The 18,903-nt window shown below is 68.3% G+C and carries 17 protein-coding genes and 1 tRNA gene; 8 read left to right on the forward strand and 10 right to left on the reverse strand.

Annotation, left to right across the window (positions count from 1 at the left end; translation table 11 throughout):
* Positions 1-19 precede the first annotated feature (19 nt).
* The 4 genes from ACFVJ5_RS26060 to mfd form a co-directional block, all read right to left on the reverse strand.
* Entirely contained in the window at positions 20-595 is a 576-nt protein-coding gene (locus ACFVJ5_RS26060; RefSeq protein WP_378636082.1) for a TerD family protein, read from the reverse strand.
* A gap of 38 nt (positions 596-633) precedes the next feature.
* On the reverse strand, positions 634-1,119 hold the full coding sequence (locus tag ACFVJ5_RS26065; protein WP_379223875.1) for a hypothetical protein: 486 nt from the start codon (positions 1,117-1,119) through the stop codon (positions 634-636).
* Positions 1,120-1,322: 203 nt separating this feature from the next.
* On the reverse strand, positions 1,323-2,018 hold the full coding sequence (locus ACFVJ5_RS26070; RefSeq protein WP_379223877.1) for a MazG family protein: 696 nt from the start codon (positions 2,016-2,018) through the stop codon (positions 1,323-1,325).
* An 8-nt stretch (positions 2,019-2,026) separates the two neighbouring features.
* Positions 2,027-5,641 (reverse strand): transcription-repair coupling factor, encoded by a 3,615-nt coding sequence (gene mfd / locus ACFVJ5_RS26075; RefSeq protein WP_379223878.1) that lies wholly within the window; start codon positions 5,639-5,641, stop codon positions 2,027-2,029.
* Positions 5,642-5,858: 217 nt separating this feature from the next.
* Between mfd and ACFVJ5_RS26080 the strand changes: the two genes are divergently transcribed.
* Together ACFVJ5_RS26080 and ACFVJ5_RS26085 are read left to right on the forward strand one after the other, a co-directional pair.
* Positions 5,859-7,142, forward strand: coding sequence for a hypothetical protein (locus ACFVJ5_RS26080; protein WP_379223880.1), 1,284 nt, complete (start codon positions 5,859-5,861; stop codon positions 7,140-7,142).
* Positions 7,143-7,232: 90 nt separating this feature from the next.
* The gene (locus ACFVJ5_RS26085) at positions 7,233-7,856 is read left to right on the forward strand and encodes a TIGR03085 family metal-binding protein (protein ID WP_379223882.1); all 624 of its coding nucleotides are present in this window, start codon (positions 7,233-7,235) and stop codon (positions 7,854-7,856) included.
* Position 7,857: 1 nt separating this feature from the next.
* Here ACFVJ5_RS26085 and ACFVJ5_RS26090 read toward each other — a convergent pair whose 3' ends face one another.
* Both ACFVJ5_RS26090 and ACFVJ5_RS26095 read right to left on the reverse strand, forming a co-directional pair.
* Positions 7,858-8,505 (reverse strand): TetR/AcrR family transcriptional regulator, encoded by a 648-nt coding sequence (locus tag ACFVJ5_RS26090; protein ID WP_358071707.1) that lies wholly within the window; start codon positions 8,503-8,505, stop codon positions 7,858-7,860.
* A gap of 160 nt (positions 8,506-8,665) precedes the next feature.
* Positions 8,666-9,304, reverse strand: coding sequence for a TetR/AcrR family transcriptional regulator (locus ACFVJ5_RS26095; RefSeq protein WP_379223884.1), 639 nt, complete (start codon positions 9,302-9,304; stop codon positions 8,666-8,668).
* 227 nt (positions 9,305-9,531) lie between these two features.
* Here ACFVJ5_RS26095 and ACFVJ5_RS26100 point away from each other — a divergent pair.
* The 6 genes from ACFVJ5_RS26100 to ACFVJ5_RS26125 all read left to right on the forward strand — a co-directional run bounded on the left by ACFVJ5_RS26100 (position 9,532) and on the right by ACFVJ5_RS26125 (position 14,205).
* Positions 9,532-9,602 (forward strand) — tRNA-Gln (locus ACFVJ5_RS26100).
* 93 nt (positions 9,603-9,695) lie between these two features.
* A complete protein-coding gene (gene glmU / locus ACFVJ5_RS26105; RefSeq protein ID WP_379223886.1) occupies positions 9,696-11,186 on the forward strand; it encodes a bifunctional UDP-N-acetylglucosamine diphosphorylase/glucosamine-1-phosphate N-acetyltransferase GlmU in 1,491 nt (496 codons plus the stop codon).
* Complete coding sequence (locus tag ACFVJ5_RS26110) at positions 11,183-12,163, forward strand: ribose-phosphate diphosphokinase (protein WP_379223888.1); 981 nt, start codon at positions 11,183-11,185, stop codon at positions 12,161-12,163. Before glmU ends, ACFVJ5_RS26110 begins: the two co-directional genes overlap by 4 nt.
* 216 nt (positions 12,164-12,379) lie before the next feature.
* On the forward strand, positions 12,380-13,006 hold the full coding sequence (locus ACFVJ5_RS26115) for a hypothetical protein (protein WP_379223890.1): 627 nt from the start codon (positions 12,380-12,382) through the stop codon (positions 13,004-13,006).
* A gap of 87 nt (positions 13,007-13,093) precedes the next feature.
* Positions 13,094-13,759 carry a DUF2461 domain-containing protein gene (locus ACFVJ5_RS26120; protein ID WP_379223892.1) on the forward strand — a complete coding sequence of 222 codons (666 nt, stop codon included), beginning with the start codon at positions 13,094-13,096 and terminating at the stop codon, positions 13,757-13,759.
* A gap of 65 nt (positions 13,760-13,824) precedes the next feature.
* On the forward strand, positions 13,825-14,205 hold the full coding sequence (locus tag ACFVJ5_RS26125; RefSeq protein ID WP_379223894.1) for a hypothetical protein: 381 nt from the start codon (positions 13,825-13,827) through the stop codon (positions 14,203-14,205).
* Positions 14,206-14,265: 60 nt separating this feature from the next.
* Here ACFVJ5_RS26125 and egtD read toward each other — a convergent pair whose 3' ends face one another.
* The 4 genes from egtD to egtA form a co-directional block, all read right to left on the reverse strand.
* Positions 14,266-15,237, reverse strand: coding sequence for an L-histidine N(alpha)-methyltransferase (gene egtD / locus ACFVJ5_RS26130; protein ID WP_379223895.1), 972 nt, complete (start codon positions 15,235-15,237; stop codon positions 14,266-14,268).
* On the reverse strand, positions 15,234-16,076 hold the full coding sequence (egtC, locus tag ACFVJ5_RS26135) for an ergothioneine biosynthesis protein EgtC (RefSeq protein WP_379223897.1): 843 nt from the start codon (positions 16,074-16,076) through the stop codon (positions 15,234-15,236). Before egtC ends, egtD begins: the two co-directional genes overlap by 4 nt.
* On the reverse strand, positions 16,076-17,410 hold the full coding sequence (egtB, locus tag ACFVJ5_RS26140) for an ergothioneine biosynthesis protein EgtB (protein ID WP_379223899.1): 1,335 nt from the start codon (positions 17,408-17,410) through the stop codon (positions 16,076-16,078). The genes egtC and egtB overlap by 1 nt, the downstream gene beginning before the upstream one ends.
* Before the next feature lie 85 nt (positions 17,411-17,495).
* Entirely contained in the window at positions 17,496-18,782 is a 1,287-nt protein-coding gene (gene egtA, locus ACFVJ5_RS26145) for an ergothioneine biosynthesis glutamate--cysteine ligase EgtA (protein ID WP_379223901.1), read from the reverse strand.
* Positions 18,783-18,903: the final 121 nt, after the last annotated feature.

The raw sequence follows: 18,903 nt of genomic DNA on the forward strand, positions 1-18,903 counted from the left end.
CGCCTCATGTCGTGGTTCGTCAGAGATTCACGCCGTAGTCGCGGGCGATGCCCGCCAGGCCCGAGGCGTAACCCTGGCCGACCGCGCGGAACTTCCACTCGTTGTTGTGGCGGTAGAGCTCGCCGAACACCATCGCGGTCTCCGTGGACGCGTCCTCGGACAGGTCGTAGCGCGCCAGTTCCACGCCGGTGTTCGCGTCGGTGACGCGGATGTAGGCGTTGCGGATCTGGCCGAACGACTGGCCACGGGCCTGGGCGTCGTGGATCGACACGGGGAAGAAGATATTGGTGATCGTCGGCGGGGTGGCGGCCAGATCGACGTTGATGATCTCGTCGTCGCCGTCGCCCTCACCGGTCAGGTTGTCGCCGGTGTGCTCGATGGTGCCTTCCGGCGAGCGCAGGTTGTTGTAGAAGACGAAGTGCTGATCCGAGAGCACCTTCAGGTTCGTGCCGGTGGCCAACGCGCTGGCGTCCAAGTCGTGGTCGGCACCGGTGGTGGTGCGCACGTCCCAGCCGAGACCGACCGCCACCTTGGTGAGGTTGTCGGTCTGCTTCGACAGCGAGACATTGCCGCCCTTGGCGAGTGTGACGCTCATGAAAACCCTTCTGTCCAGATGGTGTGCCGTAGAGGAACTTACGCTGCGGGCCCGTTGTCGGCCCAGGATCGCAGGGTCTCGACCCGCCCCTCCAGCGCCCGCAATTCGGTGTCGTCGAGAACGGTGCGCTGGATGCCACGGTCGACGGCGAACGCGGACTGTCGATGATCGTCGATCACGTCGACGTCCAGCTGCACCGCGGTGTAATCCTGCGCCGAGGGCATCTGCTCGGCGATGACCGTCGCCCGGCCGCGCGCACACAGCGCCACATTGCCGCCGCCCAGAATCAGCAACGCCACCTCCGGCTGCGCCCGCAACCGTGCCAGCGACCCACGATCGGACTTCAAACTGAGGAGAATCCGCCGGTCACCCGCGCGCACCGGCCACGACACCGGGATCGCGTGCGGCCCCGCATCGGTGGTCACCAGCACCGCGATGGTTTCCTGCGGCCATACCGGCAACACGTCCAGCTCAGGATGGTCGGTCATCACATCCTGTCCTGCCGGTTCTACCTCTGTACCCATCAACCTCACCTCGACGATCGCCGGTTCCCCTGCCCCGCCGCGGACGGCGAGCTGCTTCGAGTCTAAAGCTGTGTGGCCCTTGCCCGCTGGCGCGCGCACGATTGTCCACAAGATCTCAGCAACGTCTCAGCCGCCGACGCCGTGCGCCGCCCCCCGCGGAGCATCGTTAGCTCAGCGGTAGCCGACGCAGTCGGCGGTGATGTTCAGCGCGGCCAGAAGGTATGCCAGTCGTCCGCGTCGAGCGGCGACCGAGCGCCTCGTTCGGCTTCGGCGGCGTCCTCGGCGGCGCGGATGGCGGCGGCGAAGTCGACGGCCGCTGTGCGGAGCCGTTCCTCGGCCGAATCAGGACCGCCCAGTTCCACCACGCGCAGGGTGTCCGGGACGAGGTCGGCGGGCAGACCCGCGGTGGCGCTGCGGGTGCGGATCTTCTCGGCGAGAGCGAGGGCGGGCTGGGCCATGGCGATGCCGTCGAGGCAGGAGCGGCGGGACTTCTCCGCGGATTTGCGCTCCTCCCAGGCCTTCTCCTGCGCCGCGATCTTGGCGGCCACCGAGGTACCCGAGGAGAAATCGGCATCGGTGAGGTAGGGGCTGCGGTGGACGAGTTTGTCGACCAGGGTCGCCGCCACGTCGTCGACGGTGAATTCGCCCGCGTGTTCGGCGATTCGGGAGTGGAACAGCACCTGCAACAGCAGGTCGCCGAGTTCTTCCTTGATGGTTTCGGCATCGCCCGCCTGGATGGCGTCGAGGAGTTCGTAGGTCTCCTCGAGGAGATAGGGGCGCAGCGAATCGTGGGTCTGGGTGCGCTCCCAGCCGCCGAAATGCCAGAGGCGATCCATCACCTCGACGGCGTCGGACAGTCCCGCGGCGACGACCGCGGTGTCGGCCTGTTCCTGGGACATCTCCGGGCTCATCGCGCCGCCGCGGCTTCCGTCGGCACCGAAAGATCCACCATCCCTTGGGGTTTACCGTCCAGCACCAGCAGAAGATCGGCGACGAATTGCAGCACCGCCACATCGCGCACCCGGTCGGCGCCGACACTGTCGGTGATCCGCGGCAGCGGCAGGGTGATCAGCCCGCTCGCCGGGCGATAGTTGGCCGCGGGGTAGATCCGCTTGAGCCGAAGTTGTTTGGAATCGGGAAGATTCAGCGGCGCGATCTTGAGCGACGAGCCGGTGACCACGATCTCGGACACGTCGTACTCGCGCGCCAGCAGGCGCAGCTTGGCCACCGCCACCAGTCGCCCGACCTCCACCGGCAGCGGACCGTAGCGGTCCACGAGCTCCTCGACGACCGCGGCCAGGGCCGAATCGTCCTGGGCGGAGGCGAGTTTGCGATAGCCCTCGAGCCGCAGGCGGTCGCTGGCGATGTAGTCGGGCGGGATGTGCGCGTCGACGGGCAGATCGATGCGCACCTCCTTGTTCTCCTCGGTGACGATCGGCTTGCCGTCGGCGGCCGCGCGGTAGGCCTCCACGGCCTCGCCGACCAGTCGCACATACAGATCGAAGCCGACACCGGCGACGTGACCGGACTGTTCGGCGCCGAGCACGTTGCCCGCGCCACGGATCTCGAGGTCCTTCATCGCCACGGCCATACCCGCACCCAGATCGGAGTTCTGCGCGATGGTGGCCAGGCGGTCGTAGGCGGTCTCGGTGAGCGGCTTCTCCGGCGGATACAGGAAGTACGCGTAGCCGCGCTCACGAGAACGCCCGACGCGTCCACGCAACTGATGCAGCTGCGAAAGACCGAGGGAGTCGGCACGTTCCACGATCAACGTGTTCGCGTTGGAGATGTCGAGGCCGGTCTCGATGATCGTGGTGCAGACGAGCACGTCGTATTCGCGCTCCCAGAATCCCTGCACGGTCTTCTCGAGCTGGTCCTCGTTCATCTGACCGTGCGCGACGACGACGCGCGCCTCCGGCACCAGATCGCGAATCTTCTTGGCGGCCTTGTCGATCGAAGACACCCGGTTGTGCACGTAGAACACCTGGCCGTCGCGCATCAGCTCGCGGCGGATGGCGGCGGTGACCTGCTTGTCGTTGTAGGCGCCCACATAGGTGAGCACTGGGTGGCGTTCCTCGGGCGGGGTGAGGATGGTCGACATCTCGCGGATGCCGGCCAGGCTCATCTCCAGGGTGCGCGGGATCGGGGTGGCCGACATGGTGAGCACGTCGACGTGGGTGCGCAGCGCCTTGATGTGTTCCTTGTGCTCCACACCGAAGCGCTGCTCCTCGTCGACCACCACCAGGCCGAGGTCCTTCCAGCGCACGCCGGTCTGCAACAGCCGGTGGGTGCCGACCACGATGTCGACCGAGCCGTCGGCCAGGCCTGCCAGGATCTCCTTGGAATCGGAAGCATCGGTGAACCGGGACAGGCCCTTCACCGTCACCGGGAAACCCGCGACACGTTCGGTGAAGGTCTGCAGGTGCTGCTGCGCGAGCAGCGTGGTGGGCACCAGCACGGCGACCTGCTTACCGTCCTGCACCGCCTTGAACGCGGCGCGCACGGCGATCTCGGTCTTGCCGTAGCCCACGTCGCCGCAGACCACGCGGTCCATCGGCACCGCCTTCTCCATGTCCGACTTCACGTCGGTGATGGCGGTCATCTGGTCGACGGTCTCGGTGAACGCGAACGCGTCCTCCATCTCCTGCTGCCACGGAGTGTCCGGGGCGAAGGCGTGGCCCGGCGCGGCCTGGCGCGCGGCGTAGAGCTGCACCAGTTCGCCCGCGATCTCGCGAACGGCCTTGCGCGCCTTGCGTTTCGTGTTCGCCCAATCGGAGCCGCCGAGCTTGGACAGGCTCGGCAGTTCGCCGCCGACGTAGCGGGAGAGCTGGTCCAGCGATTCCATCGGCACGAACAGGCGGTCACCGGGCTGGCCGCGCTTGCTCGGCGCGTATTCGATCACCAGGTACTCGCGGCGCGCGCCGCCGATGGTGCGCTCGATCATCTCGACGAACCGGCCGATGCCGTGCTGGTCGTGCACCACCATGTCGCCCGAGGTGAGGGCGAGCGGGTCGACCTGGTTGCGGCGCTTGGCCGGCAGCCGCTTGCCCTCGGTGGGCGCGGTGACCCGGTTGCCGGTGAGGTCGGATTCGGCGACGACCACCAGTCCGGCATCGTCGAAGATCAGCCCGTCGTGCAGCGAACCACACAGCACGCCGACCACTCCCGGCTCCGGCACCGCACCGGCGGGCAGCAGCGCGGCGGGCACTTCGGCCTCGCCGAGCCGTTCCAGCACTCGTTGCGCCGTACCGTGACCGGTGACCACGACGACCGCGCGACCGCCGGTGGCGACGTGCGCGCGCAGCGACGCGAAGATGGTGGCGACCAGTTCCTCGGACCCGCGGGCGGTGGGCCCCGCGGCCACCGGCAGGTTCACCTCGATCGGGTCGCCGGAGCTGAGCGGGCTCAGCGTCCACCACGGCAGGCCGAGTTCGTCTGCGCTGGTGTGCAATTCGGGCAGGCTACGGTATCCGGAGGCGGCCAGGTCGAGGCCGTTGGCGCCCAGCGGCGCGTCGCTACCGAAAGAGGCGGCGGTCCAGGAGGCTTCGAGGAACTCCTCGCCGGTGCGCACGAGATCGGCTGCGCGGGTGCGGATCTTCTCCGGGTCACACAGCAGCAACTGGGTGCCCGCGGGCAGCGCCTCGGTGAGCAGGCTGAGCTTGCCCGGCGCGAGGACCGGCAGCAGGGCCTCCATGCCGTCGACGGGGATGCCCTCGGCGATCTTGTTCAGCATCTCGACCAGGGAGGCGTCGGCCTCGTTGTCGGCGGCGACCGCGGTGGCGCGTTCGCGCACCGGCGTGGTGAGCAGCAACTCGCGACACGGCGGCGCGACCACCATCTCGACGGTGCCCTCGGTGAGCGAACGTTGATCGGCGACCGAGAACGGGCGGATCTCGGTGACCTCGTCGCCCCAGAACTCCACGCGCACCGGATGATCCGCCGTCGGCGCGAACAGATCGAGAATGCCGCCGCGCACCGCGAACTCGCCACGCTTACCGACCATGTCGACGCGGGTGTACGCGAATTCCACCAGGCGAGTGAGCAATTCGTCGAAATCGTAGTCGCCGCCGACACGCAGCACGACCGGCTCGATATCACCGAGCCCGGCCGTCATCGGCTGCATCAGCGAACGCACCGTGGTGACCACGACCCGCAGCGGTTCGGGGTAGACGGGGTCGTCGGGATGGGCCAGCCTGCGCAGTACCTCCAGCCTGCGCCCGACCGTGTCCGGGCCGGGCGAGAGCCGTTCGTGCGGCAGGGTCTCCCAGGACGGGAACATGGCTACCGACGGGCCGAGCATCTCGGTGAGTTCCACGGTCAGATCGTCGGCCTCGCGACCGGTCGCGGTCACCACCACCAGCGGACGCTGATCGGCGATCGTCGCGGCGACGAACGGCCGCACGGCCGATGGTGCCACCAGTTCCACCCCGGATTTGCCGACCAGGTCGGTGACCGTCCGCAGCGCGGCGTCACCGGCGACCACTTCGGCCAGACCGGCGAGCGGAGGACGAAGGGAGGACATTGTTCGCTCCTGAATGCGCAGACGGGATAGGCGAGGTAGCCGTCTCGAAGTCTAGATGAGTGATTCCGGGCGGTCGGCCCGCGGCTGACCCCGGGTGTGGGTCGGCTCAGGGGCGGCAGCCGACCTGTGAGAGACATCACAGTCGACGTATCGACCAATCGCCGAACGCATGCGCCACGAACCTCCGAAAGCTATACGTCTATCGAGTGGGTGATCCATGACGACCACGGTCGGAATATCAGCGGAACGCAATGTCGTCCGGGGGGTGCTCCTGTCCAGCGCACCGGGAAAACAACCCGAGGTGCTTCAGGCAGTCGAGCAGCGATCCGAAGACGGGGGCTCGATCGTCGGCGCACTCGACGCCCTCGCCGCGGCAGCGCCGGACATCGCGGATGTCGCGGATGTCGCCGTGGCGTACCACACGGCGCAGGACCGGCAGCGGATCGTCTCGGAACTCGCGGCCGGGCAGTGGCGGACATCATCGCTGGTTTCGACCCGATCGGCACTGTTCGCGCTGGTCGGTGCCATGCCGGAACTCGATGAGTTCGGAACCGTGGTGATGCTGAGCCTCGCCGATCGCATCGCGACCGCCGTGGTGGTCGGGCCGGATCATCGGCAGGTCCTGGCGTCGGATGCCTGGACCTCCGGTTTCGCCGAGAGCGCCTCGGCCGACGGTCCCGCGGAAGCGTTCGATGCCGACGCGATGACCGAGACGATCGATCGCGTGCGGTCGATGCTGGCGTCGATCCCGGCGCAGCCCGACGCGGTTGTCGTCTGTGGTTCGTCGGCCGCCGATCCCGAGATCGCGGGCGCCTTGCGCTACGAACTCACCGCGCGTGTGGTCCTCGTGCCGGACTTCGCGCAGGCAACGGCGCGCGGAGCCGCGCTGATCGCCGCCGACCAGGTGCGAAAGCAATCCGGGGAACCACGGCGCGCGCCTCGGCGCCCCAGGCGGCTACTGCTGACCGCAGCGGCCCTCGCCGCCGTTCTCGGCGTCGCCGGATTCGCCGCGTCGCGGGTACTGGACGAGAGCTCGCCTGCCACGAACGCGGGTTCCCCCGACACGACCAGCCTTTCTCCGCCGTCGAGCTCAGCGCCTACCACCGTCAAGGCCCCCACTGATTCCCAGCTGCCGACCTCGCCGCAGGGTCCCGCCCAACCTTTGACACCTGCTCCGGCGGCGGCACCGAACCCCGCCACACCCTCGGCCGCTGCGCCCGCGCCGCCGCCGACTGCTACTGCCCCCACCACCGCCGTGCCCCGTGATCCAGAACCACCCACCTGGGTTCCGGCACCTGAAGCCGACCCGTCCACACCGGCGAGCGCACCGGAAGCGGCACCCAGCGCCCCTCCGACCCCGGCAAAGGTCGGCGCCCCAGGTCCGCAGGGGCTGTTTCCAGGTGAATCACCACCCCCGGCGGCAGGCTCGGACCCCGCGGCGGAACAGGCGTGGTGGGCCAATCATTGGAACCTCAAGCGACAGTGGATGAACGGCGGCTGATTCGCACCGCGAGCCGGGATCGCTCGGGGGGGCGGCTGTGTGTCGACAGGCTGGGCACTGTGGACGTCGCGACACGCGTAGGGTCGAGGCGTGAGTCTGGCTCGACGTGAACGCCACGCCCTCGTGGAAACGATGACCGAGGCCGGCCCTGCCGCGCCGACCCTGTGCGGCACCTGGACGGTGCACGACCTCGCGGCCCACCTGGTGGTCCGCGAACGCAGGCCCGACGCGTCGGTGGGCATCGTCTTCCGGCCGATGGCCGGCTACCTGGAGGCCAAGCAGGCGCAGATCGCGCAGCGGCCGTTCGCCGAACTGCTCGAGCTGGTCCGCACCGGCCCGCCGTGGTGGTCGCCGCTGCGCCCGGTCGACGCGGTGGCCAATCTCAGCGAGATGTTCGTCCACCACGAAGATGTGCGCAGGTCCGAACCGGGCTGGGAGCCAAGGCAATTGGCGGCGCGCGACGAGGACCGCCTGTGGACCGCACTGCGCACCGTCGCCCGCGCGGCCTACCGCAAGTCGCCGGTCCCGGTCGTCCTCGCGACCCCGCAGGGAGCCCGGATCACGGCACACCGTGGCGACGACGCCGAAGTGGTGCTCACCGGCACGCCGTCGGAGCTGCTCCTGCATGCCTTCGGCCGCGACGAAGTCCGGATCACCCCGACCGGAGCCGAGGCCGATGTGCGGGCGGTCCTCGCCACCGACCGCAGCGTGTGAACTAGACGACGTAGCGGCGCAGCCTGCGCGCCGCGAACTCCCGGAAGTACGACAGCTTCTCCGGCGGCACCAGCGAGGGCAGCAGGAAATACCAGGCCCGCTCCATCCGCGCCGCCATCTGCTCCATCGACTCGGTGCCGACCGCGACGATGTGCACGCCCGCGGTCAGTTCCTGGAGCAGCACACCGACCACCTCCGGATCGAGGTCGGCGATCAGGTCGCCCTGGGCGATGGCCCGCTCCGACAGCAACCGGTAGGTCTCGCCCCAGGTCTTGGCAATGTTGTCGCCCTGCGCACCGCGGTAGTCACCGATTTGGTGGGTGAGCTTGAGCATCGCGCCCACCATCGGATCGTTCATCGACAGATCGGCCACCACATAGGTGATCCCGACGGCCGCCTCGAGCGCGGGCACCCGGGAATCGAAGAAACCCTGACAGGATCCGGTCAGGCGCTCGTTGCCCTGATCGACCACCGCCCTGGCCAGCTCCTCCTTGGAGCCGAAGTGAAAGTACAAGGCGCCCTTGGTCACATTGGACTGCGCGATGATTTCGCTGAGGCTCGCGTTGGCGTAGCCCAAACGGAGAAAGACATCGGCAGCGCCAGCAAGGACGGAGTCGCGGGTGATCTCCGCGCGTGCTTGCCTAGCCATCAGATCCGCCTGTCATCCAATAATCCAGCCATCCTGAAGTAGACCGACATCCCGAAATTTGCTCGACATACCGCCCGGCAGCACCCAAAAGGATGGGTGAACCGTACCACCAGGCTGCAAAGTGGCAGCCGAATCATGGATTCGGTCCACGCCGCTTGCGCTAACGTCCGGTTACCCCACCGCTGGTCGGCGTAGTCCCCGTATTCCATTCGGAGCTGAGCCCCGGTTCGGCTTCCAAATGACTCAAACCGTTCCAACACAGGTTGACCAGGTGCGCCGCGACCACCTCTTTGGGCGGGGTGCGCTCGTCGAGCCACCAGGTGGCGGTGGTCGAGACCATGCCGACCAGAGCTTGGGCGTAGAGCGGGGCGAGGCTGGTGTCGAGATCGCGACGACCGAAATCACCGGCGAGCAGGTGCGCCACCTGATTGACGGCCTCGTTGAGCAGGCTCGAGTAGCGCCCGTCGGAGTTGGCGGCGGGCTGGTCGCGGACCAGGATCCGAAAACCGTCGGTCCGCTCCTCGATATAGGTGAGCAAGGCCAGCGCCACCTGCTCTAATCGCACCCGCGATCGATTGCGGGTGAGCGAGGAGGTGACCATCTCCAGCAGCATCGACATCTCGCGATCGACGACCACCGCGTAGAGGCCTTCCTTGCCACCGAAATGCTCGTAGACCACCGGCTTCGACACCTGCGCTCGCTGCGCGATCTCCTCGATCGATGTCGCGTCGTACCCCCGCTCCGCGAACAACGCGCGGCCGATCTCGATCAACTGCTGTCTGCGCTGCGTACCCGTCATCCTGGGCCTGGTGGCCCGCCCCGGCTCACTGGACGACATACGTGCCCCCGCCTCTCCGCGTTTCGACTCACGAGAAATCAGTACGTGCGTTCCAGAAGGCTAACAACGACATCCGAGCACGGACGCGACAGGCGTACACAAGATTCGCCCGAGGACGGGATCGTGTGCGAGGATCACTGGCGTGCCGTAGCACAGTGGTGGGCCTTCGCGGCCCACTGGTGTGGCGATCCGCCGTAGTGTAATGGCAGCACCTCTGATTTTGGTTCAGATAGTTCAGGTTCGAGTCCTGGCGGCGGAGCACACGGACACACAGTGACGTATCGTCGGCCCGCACCGTCTACCGACCGAACCCGCCACAGCACACTCGCTGACAGGCAGCCGAGGGAGATCCATGTCACCGCAGACCGCCGTCGTCGTTCTCGCAGCAGGTGCTGGGACGCGAATGCGGTCGAAGACTCCGAAAGTGCTGCACCCGTTAGCAGGCCGGTCGATGCTCTCACACGCGTTGCACGCCGCCGCCGAGATCGATCCGACCCACCTGATCACCGTTGTCGGGCACGACCGGGAGAAGGTCGGCGCCGCCGTGGCGGACGTGGGTAAGGAACTCGGCCGCGAGATCGTGTGCGCGGTGCAGGAGCAGCAGCTCGGAACCGGCCACGCGGTGCAGTGCGCACTGGGTTCCATCCCGGCGGACTTCGACGGCGACCTTCTCGTCACCTCGGCCGATGTGCCGCTGCTCGACGGGCACACTCTTTCCGCGCTGCTCGACGAGCACCGCAGCTACGCCGAGCGGCCCGCCGTGACGGTGCTGACCTTCGTACCCGACGACGCCAACGGCTACGGCCGGATCGTGCGCGACGACGACGGTCAGGTCGCCGAGATCGTGGAGCACGCCGACGCGACTCCCGAGCAGGCCAAGATCAAAGAGGTCAACTCCGGCGTCTACGCGTTCGACGCGTCGGTGCTGCGCACCATGATCGGGCGGCTGTCCACCGCCAACGCCCAGCACGAGCTCTACCTCACCGATGTGCTGCGGCTGGCCCGCGAAGCCGGTCATCCGGTGCACGGCGCGCGGCTGATCGACTCCAACAAGGTCACCGGCGTGAACGACCGGGTGCAGCTGTCGCAGGCCGGCGCCACCCTCAATCGCTACATTCTCGAACGCCACATGCGCGCGGGCGTCACCATCATCGACCCGGCGACCACCTGGATCGACGCGAGTGTGCGAATCGGGCGCGACGCCGTGCTGCGGCCCGGCACCCAGCTCTTCGGCAGCACCGAGATCGGCGAGGACGCCGAGATCGGGCCCGACACCACGCTCACCGACGTGCTCGTCGGAGTCGGCGCGAGTGTGATCCGAACGCACGGGACGCACGCCCAGATCGGCGACGGCGCGTCCATCGGCCCGTTCAGCTACCTCCGCCCCGGCACCGTCGTGGGTGAGGAAGGCAAGCTCGGCGCGTTCGTCGAGACCAAGAACGCCTCGATCGGCGCGCACTCGAAGGTGCCGCATCTCACCTACGTCGGCGACGCGACGATCGGCGAACACAGCAACATCGGCGCTTCCAGCGTTTTTGTGAACTATGACGGGGTGAACAAGCACCACACTGTGGTCGGTTCCCATGTGCGCACCGGTAGCGACACCATGTTCATCGCGCCGGTCACCGTGGGTGACGGCGCCTATACGGGTGCGGGTACTGTACTGCGCAGAAGCGTTCCACCGGGTGCACTTGCTGTGTCGGGTGGGCCACAGCGCACTTTTGAAAACTGGGTGCAGCGCTACCGTCCAGGAACCGCTGCGGCGCGCGCGGCGGCGGAAGCCATCGCGGCAGACGAGACGTCTTCGAAGACAATCGAGCAAAAGGATGGCAACCAGCAGTGACCGCGTTCTCGATCGACAACCAGAAGAACTTGATGCTCTTCGCCGGCCGGTCACATCCTGAGCTGGCCGAGCAGGTCGCCAAGGAACTCGACGTCGACATCACCCCGCAGACCGCGCGTGACTTCGCCAACGGTGAGATCTTCGTCCGGTTCGAGGAGTCGGTCCGCGGTTCCGACGCCTTCGTGCTGCAGAGCTTCCCGGCGCCGCTCAACCAGTGGCTGATGGAACAGCTCATCATGATCGACGCGCTCAAGCGCGGTTCGGCCAAGCGGATCACCGCGGTACTGCCGTTCTACCCGTACGCGCGCCAGGACAAGAAGCACCGCGGCCGCGAGCCGATCTCGGCCCGCCTCGTCGCCGACCTGCTCAAGACCGCGGGCGCCGACCGCATCATCAGCGTCGACCTACACACCGACCAGATCCAGGGCTTCTTCGACGGCCCCGTCGATCACATGCACGCGCTGGTGCAGCTGTCGGATTACATCCGCACCAACTACCCGTCGGACAACCTCGCGGTCGTCTCCCCCGACGCCGGCCGCGTGAAGGTCGCCGAGAAGTGGGCCGACGCGCTCGGTGGCACGCCGCTGGCGTTCATCCACAAGACCCGCGACCCGCTGGTGCCCAACCAGGTGAAGTCCAACCGCGTCGTCGGTGACGTCGAAGGCCGCACCTGCGTGCTGATCGACGACATGATCGACACCGGTGGCACCATCGCCGGTGCGGTGAAGGTGCTCAAGGAAGCCGGCGCGGGCGACGTCATCATCGCGGCCACCCACGGTGTGCTCAGCGATCCGGCCGCCGAGCGCCTCGCCAACTGTGGTGCCAAGGAGGTCGTCATCACCAACACGCTGCCGATCAGCGAGGACAAGAAGTTCCCGACGCTGACCGTGCTGTCGATCGCGCCGCTGCTGGCCCGCACCATCCGCGAGGTCTTCGAGAACGGCTCGGTCACCGGCCTCTTCAACGGCAACGCCTGAGCTGGGCTCCGCCGCCACTCCGTGACTTCTAGCCAGATCGCGGTGCGGGGCGGGTTGGGGACGCGGCAAGCCTTCAGAGGTTGAGGGTTAGCCCGTGCCCGGTGAGTTACCCATGTTCTCTCGGGATCAGTCGGTGCGTTTGTCCTCGGACAATGGCGCACCGGCTGGTCTTTGGTGCATGGTGGTCCTGTAATTCGGGACGTGACAGGGGGCGGCATGGGGACTGAGCCGGAGCGGCGGGTCGAACTCGGTAAGGATCACGTTGTGCCGCGGGTGCAGGACGCGCCGGAGGTGTCCGATCCGGCGGGCGGGGAACCATGGGGTGGGATCGCCAATCCGGTAGCCCCTGACGATGCGACGTCGTATCCCCCACCGCCCGCCGCTCAGCCCTGGGGTGGGGTCGCGAATCCGGCTGTCGATCTGCCGCCGTATCCGCCGCCACCGCCGGGGCCGATGTTTCCCGCACCCGGCTATCCCGCTGTCGGCAATGTCTCGCCGATATATCCCGCTCCGGGCTATCCGCCGCCTGGTCGGGCGCCCTACGGTGCGCCGCAATACCCGGGGCAGTTCCCCTCGCCGCCCCCGCCGGGGTACGGCTACCGGGACGACACTCCGGTGTGGTCGATCATCAGCTTCTGTTGTGTCGCGGCATCGGTGCTCGGTGGGGCGATGCTGTGCGGGCTGCCGGTGCTCGTCACCGCGCCGACGGGAATCGTGCTCGGGCTGGTCGGACACGCCAAGGGCGAGCCGATGGGCAAGTGGGCGGCAATCGCCAACGGGGCGGTCGCGGCACTCGCCGCGGCTCTGGTGCTCGTGTTCGTGGCACTGATCGGCGGCGTGTGAGCCTCGGCGGGCGATACTGGTAGGCGGTAGTCTGCCCGATCGCTCCGAGGCCCTGATCCCCGAACAGAACTGAGAAACGCCGCACCGATGGACGCTTTCACCGGATTCCCGCTCGCTGGACTCGACTTCTACGAAGACCTGGAGGCCGACAACTCGAAGGCCTTCTGGAACACGCACAAACACCTCTACGACGAGGCCGTGCGCGCCCCGATGACCGCGCTCACCGCCGAACTCGCGGCGGAATTCGGCCAGGCCAAGATCTTTCGGCCCTACCGTGACGTCCGATTCTCCGCCGACAAGCTGCCCTACAAGACGCATCAGGGCGCGGTAGCGGGAGTGGCGCCGGGCGTCGGCTGGTATGTGCAGATCGGCGCCGCGGGGTTGTTCGTCGCGGGCGGTTGCTTCCGGCCCTCACCCACCGCGTTGGCCGTCCTGCGCGCGACGATCGACGACGACGTGCGCGGCGCGGAACTGGAGAAGATTCTGGCCGCGACGACGGCAGCCGGCTTCACCCTCGGCGGCGACAAGCTCAAAACCAAGCCGAAGGGCTACGCCATCGACCATCCACGCATCGACCTGCTGCGCCACAAGTCACTGACCGTGCACCGCGAGTTCGGCGCACCGGAGTGGCTCACCACCCCGGCCGCGGCCACCGAGATCCGCCGCGCCTGGAACGACCTGCGGCCGCTCGTCGAATGGTTCGCCGCCGTCCTCCAGGGCGTCCCGGAGGACACCAGCGGCAGGCGCCCGTAGCCGACGACCGCCCCGCCCGAGCGTGGTTCGTGACGGACGGCCGTCGGAGGCCGATACTGGAAACCATGAGCCGTGAACCGTTGGACATGGACATGGACATGGGCGATGACGATCAAGCCGACGACATCGTCGAATACGAACGCTATGTGGAAGACCCGCCCGCCGACTACGTGATCCGCAATCACGAAGCCGACGCCGACGGCTTCCTCGGCATCAACGAGGAAGTCTCCGAGGAGTACACCGAGCGCGGGTCCCGCCACGAGGCGAGGGAAGAGGACGAACGCCCCGCCGAGGAAAGCGCGATGCGGGTGGTCGGCGAGGACGATGTCGACGGCGACCTCTTCGACGACGACGCCGTCAACGGCGAGGAAGGCGTCGAAAAGGACCTCGAGGGCGACGAGAACCTCACCAGCGGCGAATACCTCGCCGACGAACTCGACCTCTGACCACGCATCCCGCTCGATGACGTCGCCGCCGACGTGCTCGTAGCGACCGGGAGCCGGGACTCAGCGGCGTTCGGCCAGGGCCAGGGTGAAGCGGTTGTCGGGATCGGTCCAGGAGTGGGTGGGGGTGAAGCCCGCTTTGTCGAGTTCGGCGGCGAGGGATTCGGGGCGGAACTTGGCGGAGATCTCGGTGCGCATTTCCTCGCCTGCCGCGAAGTCGACCGTCAGGTTCAGGCCGGCGACGGTGGCTGTCATCGCTTCGGTGGCGCGCAGGCGCATTTCGATCCACTCGTTCTCGGCGTCCCAGAGGGCGACGTGGTCGAACTTCTCGGGGGCGAAGTCGGCGTCGAGACGGTTGTTGAGGACGTACAGGACGTTGCGGTTGAATTCGGCGGTGACGCCCGCGGCGTCGTCGTAGGCGGGGACCAGGATCGCCGGGTCGATGACCAGGCCCGCGCCGAGCAGGAGCAACTCGCCGGGTTCGAGGACCTCGTTGATGCCCGCCAGGAATTCGGCGCGTTCGGCGGGGACCAGGTTGCCGATGGTGCCGCCGAGGAAGGCGATCATGCGGCGGCCGCCGCGGGGCAGGTTGTGCAGGGTGTCGGTGAAGTCGCTGACCACGCCGTGCACGGACAGGTTCGGGTACTCGGCCGCGATCTCGTCGGCCGCGCCGCGCAGCGCCGAGGCCGAGACATCCTGCGGAACATAGGTTTTCAGCGAACCTTCGGCGGTGAGCGCATCCAGCAGCAGGCGGGTCTTGGCGGCCGAGCCCGAGCCGAGCTCCACCAGCACCTCGGCGCGAGCGGCCGCGGCGATCTCGCCGACGACCCGCTCGAGCAGGGCTCGCTCGGTGCGGGTCGGGTAGTACTCGGGCAGTTCGGTGATCCGCTCGAAGAGCTCGCTACCGCGCGCGTCGTAGAACCACTTGGGCGGCAGGGACTTCGGGTCGGCGGTCAGACCGGTGCGGGCGTCGGTGCGCAAGGCCGCGGTGAGATCGTCGTCGGTCAGGTGGATGTCCAGCAGCGGCGCGGTCATGAACGGACCCTTTCGGTAGCGGGGAGTTCGAGAGCGGTGATGGTGCAGTGGCCGGGTGTGGCGGTGACCAGTTGGTGGTCGACAACGGATTGCCAGCGTGGGTCCGCGTCGTAGGGTTCGGACGAGAGCACGGCGTAGTCGTCGGTGACGAGCACCGACAGCGCATGCCGGCAGGTGGTGGCCCACAGCTGGACTCCGTTGCCGAGCAACAGGTTCAGGCGAGCGCTCGGCTGATGACGGAGCACGGTCGCGATCAGCAGCTGTAGGGCGTCGGCCGGGGACGTGACGGGACCGACCGGGTCGATCGCCCCGAGCAGGCCACGCAGCAGCACCCACAGTGCGGCGGAATCGGTGAGCGCCTCCGCCTGCAGCAGCACCGCGGGCGAATCGAACAGTGTTGCGGTGGTGACGACTTCACGCAGATCCGCGAGGACGGCGACGAGAGTGGTTCGCCAGTCCGGGACGACGCCGTTGTGGCTGAAGGCCCAGTGCTCGTCGATGAAGGGGGCGCAGGCGGGCCGCTCCACCGGCATGCCGACGGTGGCCGAGCGGACGGCGGCGAGGATCGAGCGGGATTCGAGTTGGCCGAGCACTTCGGCGACGGCGGGGTCGGTCCAGATCGGGGCGTGGTTGCGGTAGCGGGTGACCGCGTCGCGGGCGCCCTCCGTGCCCACATCGGCGCGGCGCCACCAGGCCACGCCGAAGCCGTCGGCGTTGATGGTGCCGCCCGCGCGCATGTCGACCGGCGCCCAGGACTGGGTGTAGAGCGAGTGCGGGCCGCGCAGAACCAGTTCGCCGACCCCCACCGGTGGACCGACGTAACCGAGGTGCCTGCACATCAGCGCTCGTCCTCGCGCAGATCTCTGGCGAGCCGGAACCCGGCGAAGATCTGCCTGCGGATCGGATGGTCCCAGTTGCGGAAGGTGGCGCGGCAGGCGACCTCGTCGGTGCCGAAGGATCCGCCGCGCAGGATGCGGTAGTCGCCGCCGAAGAAGACCTCCGAGTATTCGCGGTAGGGGAACGCGCGGAACCCGGGGTAGGCCTCGAAACCCGAGGAGCACCATTCCCAGACGTCACCGATGAGCTGGTGCACGCCGGTGGCCGACGCACCGGCCGGATAGGCGCCGATCTCGGCGGGTTCCAGGTGTCGCTGGCCCAGGTTGGCCTGATGCGCGTCCGGTTGGTCCTCGCCCCACGGATAGCGCCGCGACGCACCGGTTTCCGGGTCGAAGCGGGCCGCCTTCTCCCATTCGGCCTCGGTCGGCAATCGCTTGCCTGCCCACCGCGCGAAGGCCTCGGCCTCGAACCAGCACACGTGCACCACCGGCTGATCGAGCCGCAGCGGGGTGCGGACGCCGAAGGCGGTGCGCGTCCACCCGTCGCCGTCGCGCTCCCAGAACTGCGGAGCGACCAAGCCCGCCTCCCTGCGGTGCGCCCAGCCGCGCTCCGACCACAGCTCGGACCGGTCGTAGCCGCCGTCGTCGATGAAGGCGAGGAACTGCCCGTTGGTCACCGGCGCGACATCGATCGCGAAGCCGTCGACGTGCACCGGATGGGCGGGACGTTCGTTGTCCAGCGCCCACGGGTCGGCCGAGGTACCCATCAGGAATTCGCCTGCGGGAAGGATGATTTCGCCACCGGCCGGTACCTGGGCGACCGGCGCGGGCGGGGCCGACAGCACCGGCGCGCCGATCCGCAATTGATGGGTGGCGAGCATGGTCTCGTCGTGCTGCTGTTCGTGCTGAGCGATCATGCCGAACGCGAAACCATTGTCCACCAGCGGATTGCCGGCCAGGTCGCTGGAACCGAGGACGTCGAGGACCTTTTCGCGCACCGAGCCGACGTAACCGCGCGCCTGCTCGGGGTTGAGCAGCGGCAGCGCGGGGCGGTTCGACCTGGCGTGTTTGAACGCGTCGTAGAGCTCGTCGATATCGGCCCGCACCGCATCGCGACCACCGACATCGCGCACCAGCCACAGCTCTTCCTGGTTCCCGATATGCGCCAGGTCCCAGACCAGCGGCGACATCAGTGGCGAATGCTGCGCGACGAGATCGGCTTCGTCCACGCTCTCGGTGAGCAGGGCGGTACGGCGGCGAGCACGCGACAGGACCTCGGCGATGCGGGCGCGCGTCCGGTCGCGGTCACTGTGGTCGGCGGGGGCGGAAAGAGTCACGAGAGCTCCGAAACAGACAGGTCGACTACGACTTCGGGCAGAAAGGCAGCGGCAGGCCGGCCACGGACGGTCGGCGGCGAGACCGTCACGGCCCGCCCGAGCCGTTGCGTGCCGAGTCGACCTCGGCGAGTGGACTGCGGCCCGCACTACATCGGCGGGCCGCGGCGGCCAATTCCGCGGCGGCGGACGGTGTTCGCGCATGGGCAGCGGCCAGGTCGAGGACGTCTACGGCCGCGCGGCGCAATTGCGGGTCGAGCAGGCCGCAACGCGCGGACGTCAACCACTCCCCCGCGGTGGGCGCGGCGAGGGCTGTCGCCTCGGCGACGACAGCGGGGGTCGACAGCAGGGCGTCGAACAGGTGGATCGGGGTGGTCCACGCGTCACCGGGCTGGGTGTCGAGGTAGCGGACCTCGAGGTGACCGGACGCCCGGACCGGAGGAAAGAGGGTGGTCAGGTGGTAGTCCAGATCGGCGCGGGTCGGGCGGCGGCCCACTTCGTCGTCGAGGGCGCCGGACAACCAGTCGGCGAAGGTGGCGCCGGCAGGCGGGGACCAGTCGGCGTCGGCATCGGTGCAGCGCACACACAGCAGCGGCACGTCGAGCGCCCAGTGGGCGTACGAGGTGATCGGGTCGGCCCAGTCGGCCACCGGGGGCCTGGTGCGGGCGGGGTCCAGGCGCAACCAGGTGCGCATTCGCTGAGACGCCCAGTCGCCGCGCGGCACGCCGTGCAGGCGCGGTGAGCAGGCGAAGGCGGCGATGAGGGTGGGGCCGAGGACGTAGAGGGCGGTCCAGCGCGCCCGCACCTCGGCGGGATCGGCGCCCGCGTCCACGCTGACCTGCGTGGCGGCGGTATTGCACATCATCAGGGTGCCGAAGGGGCCGACGCCGTCGAAATGACGTTCCATCGCCGCGTAGCGGGGCAAACGGAGCAGGCGCTCGGCGGGACGGCCCGCATCGGCGGCGGTGGCGAAGATGCTGATCTCTCGGGCGGCGAGCAGGTCCCGCAAACGGGCCGCATCGGCGCGCAGATGCTGCGTCAGCGCGGCCGGATCAGCGAACGGTGCGCTGGAAAGTTCTATCTGACCACCGGGTTCGACGGTGACCAGGCTCCCGCCGGGCAGGGGAACCGCGGCAGAACCGGGAGCGAGGGAAGTCGGTGCGTGCGGCCCGAGGGCCGCTGCCAGCTGGTCGAGCGAGGGCCTCGAACCGGTGGGACCGGCGGTGAGCCACTCCAGTTCGGCGCCGATCAGCGCAGGTGGACCGAGCTTGAAACAGACGCCGCCGACATAGGCCTCCGCCGCCGCCCTGGACGACATTTCGCCCTGGTCGGGAGCATAATCGGGCCACGACGAACGTTCCAGGGTGACCGCCATACCAACCTCCACGTGCTGCGTGCTGCCGGGGAACCTGCGTTTCGCTCATTCCAGAGTAGCGAGGTCCACCGACAGGAAAAGTGACGAAAAGGGGAACGACTCGGGGCGCTATCGTCGACAC

Origin of the sequence: Nocardia sp. NPDC127606, assembly GCF_042671725.1 — a bacterium.
Lineage (GTDB): Bacteria > Actinomycetota > Actinomycetes > Mycobacteriales > Mycobacteriaceae > Nocardia.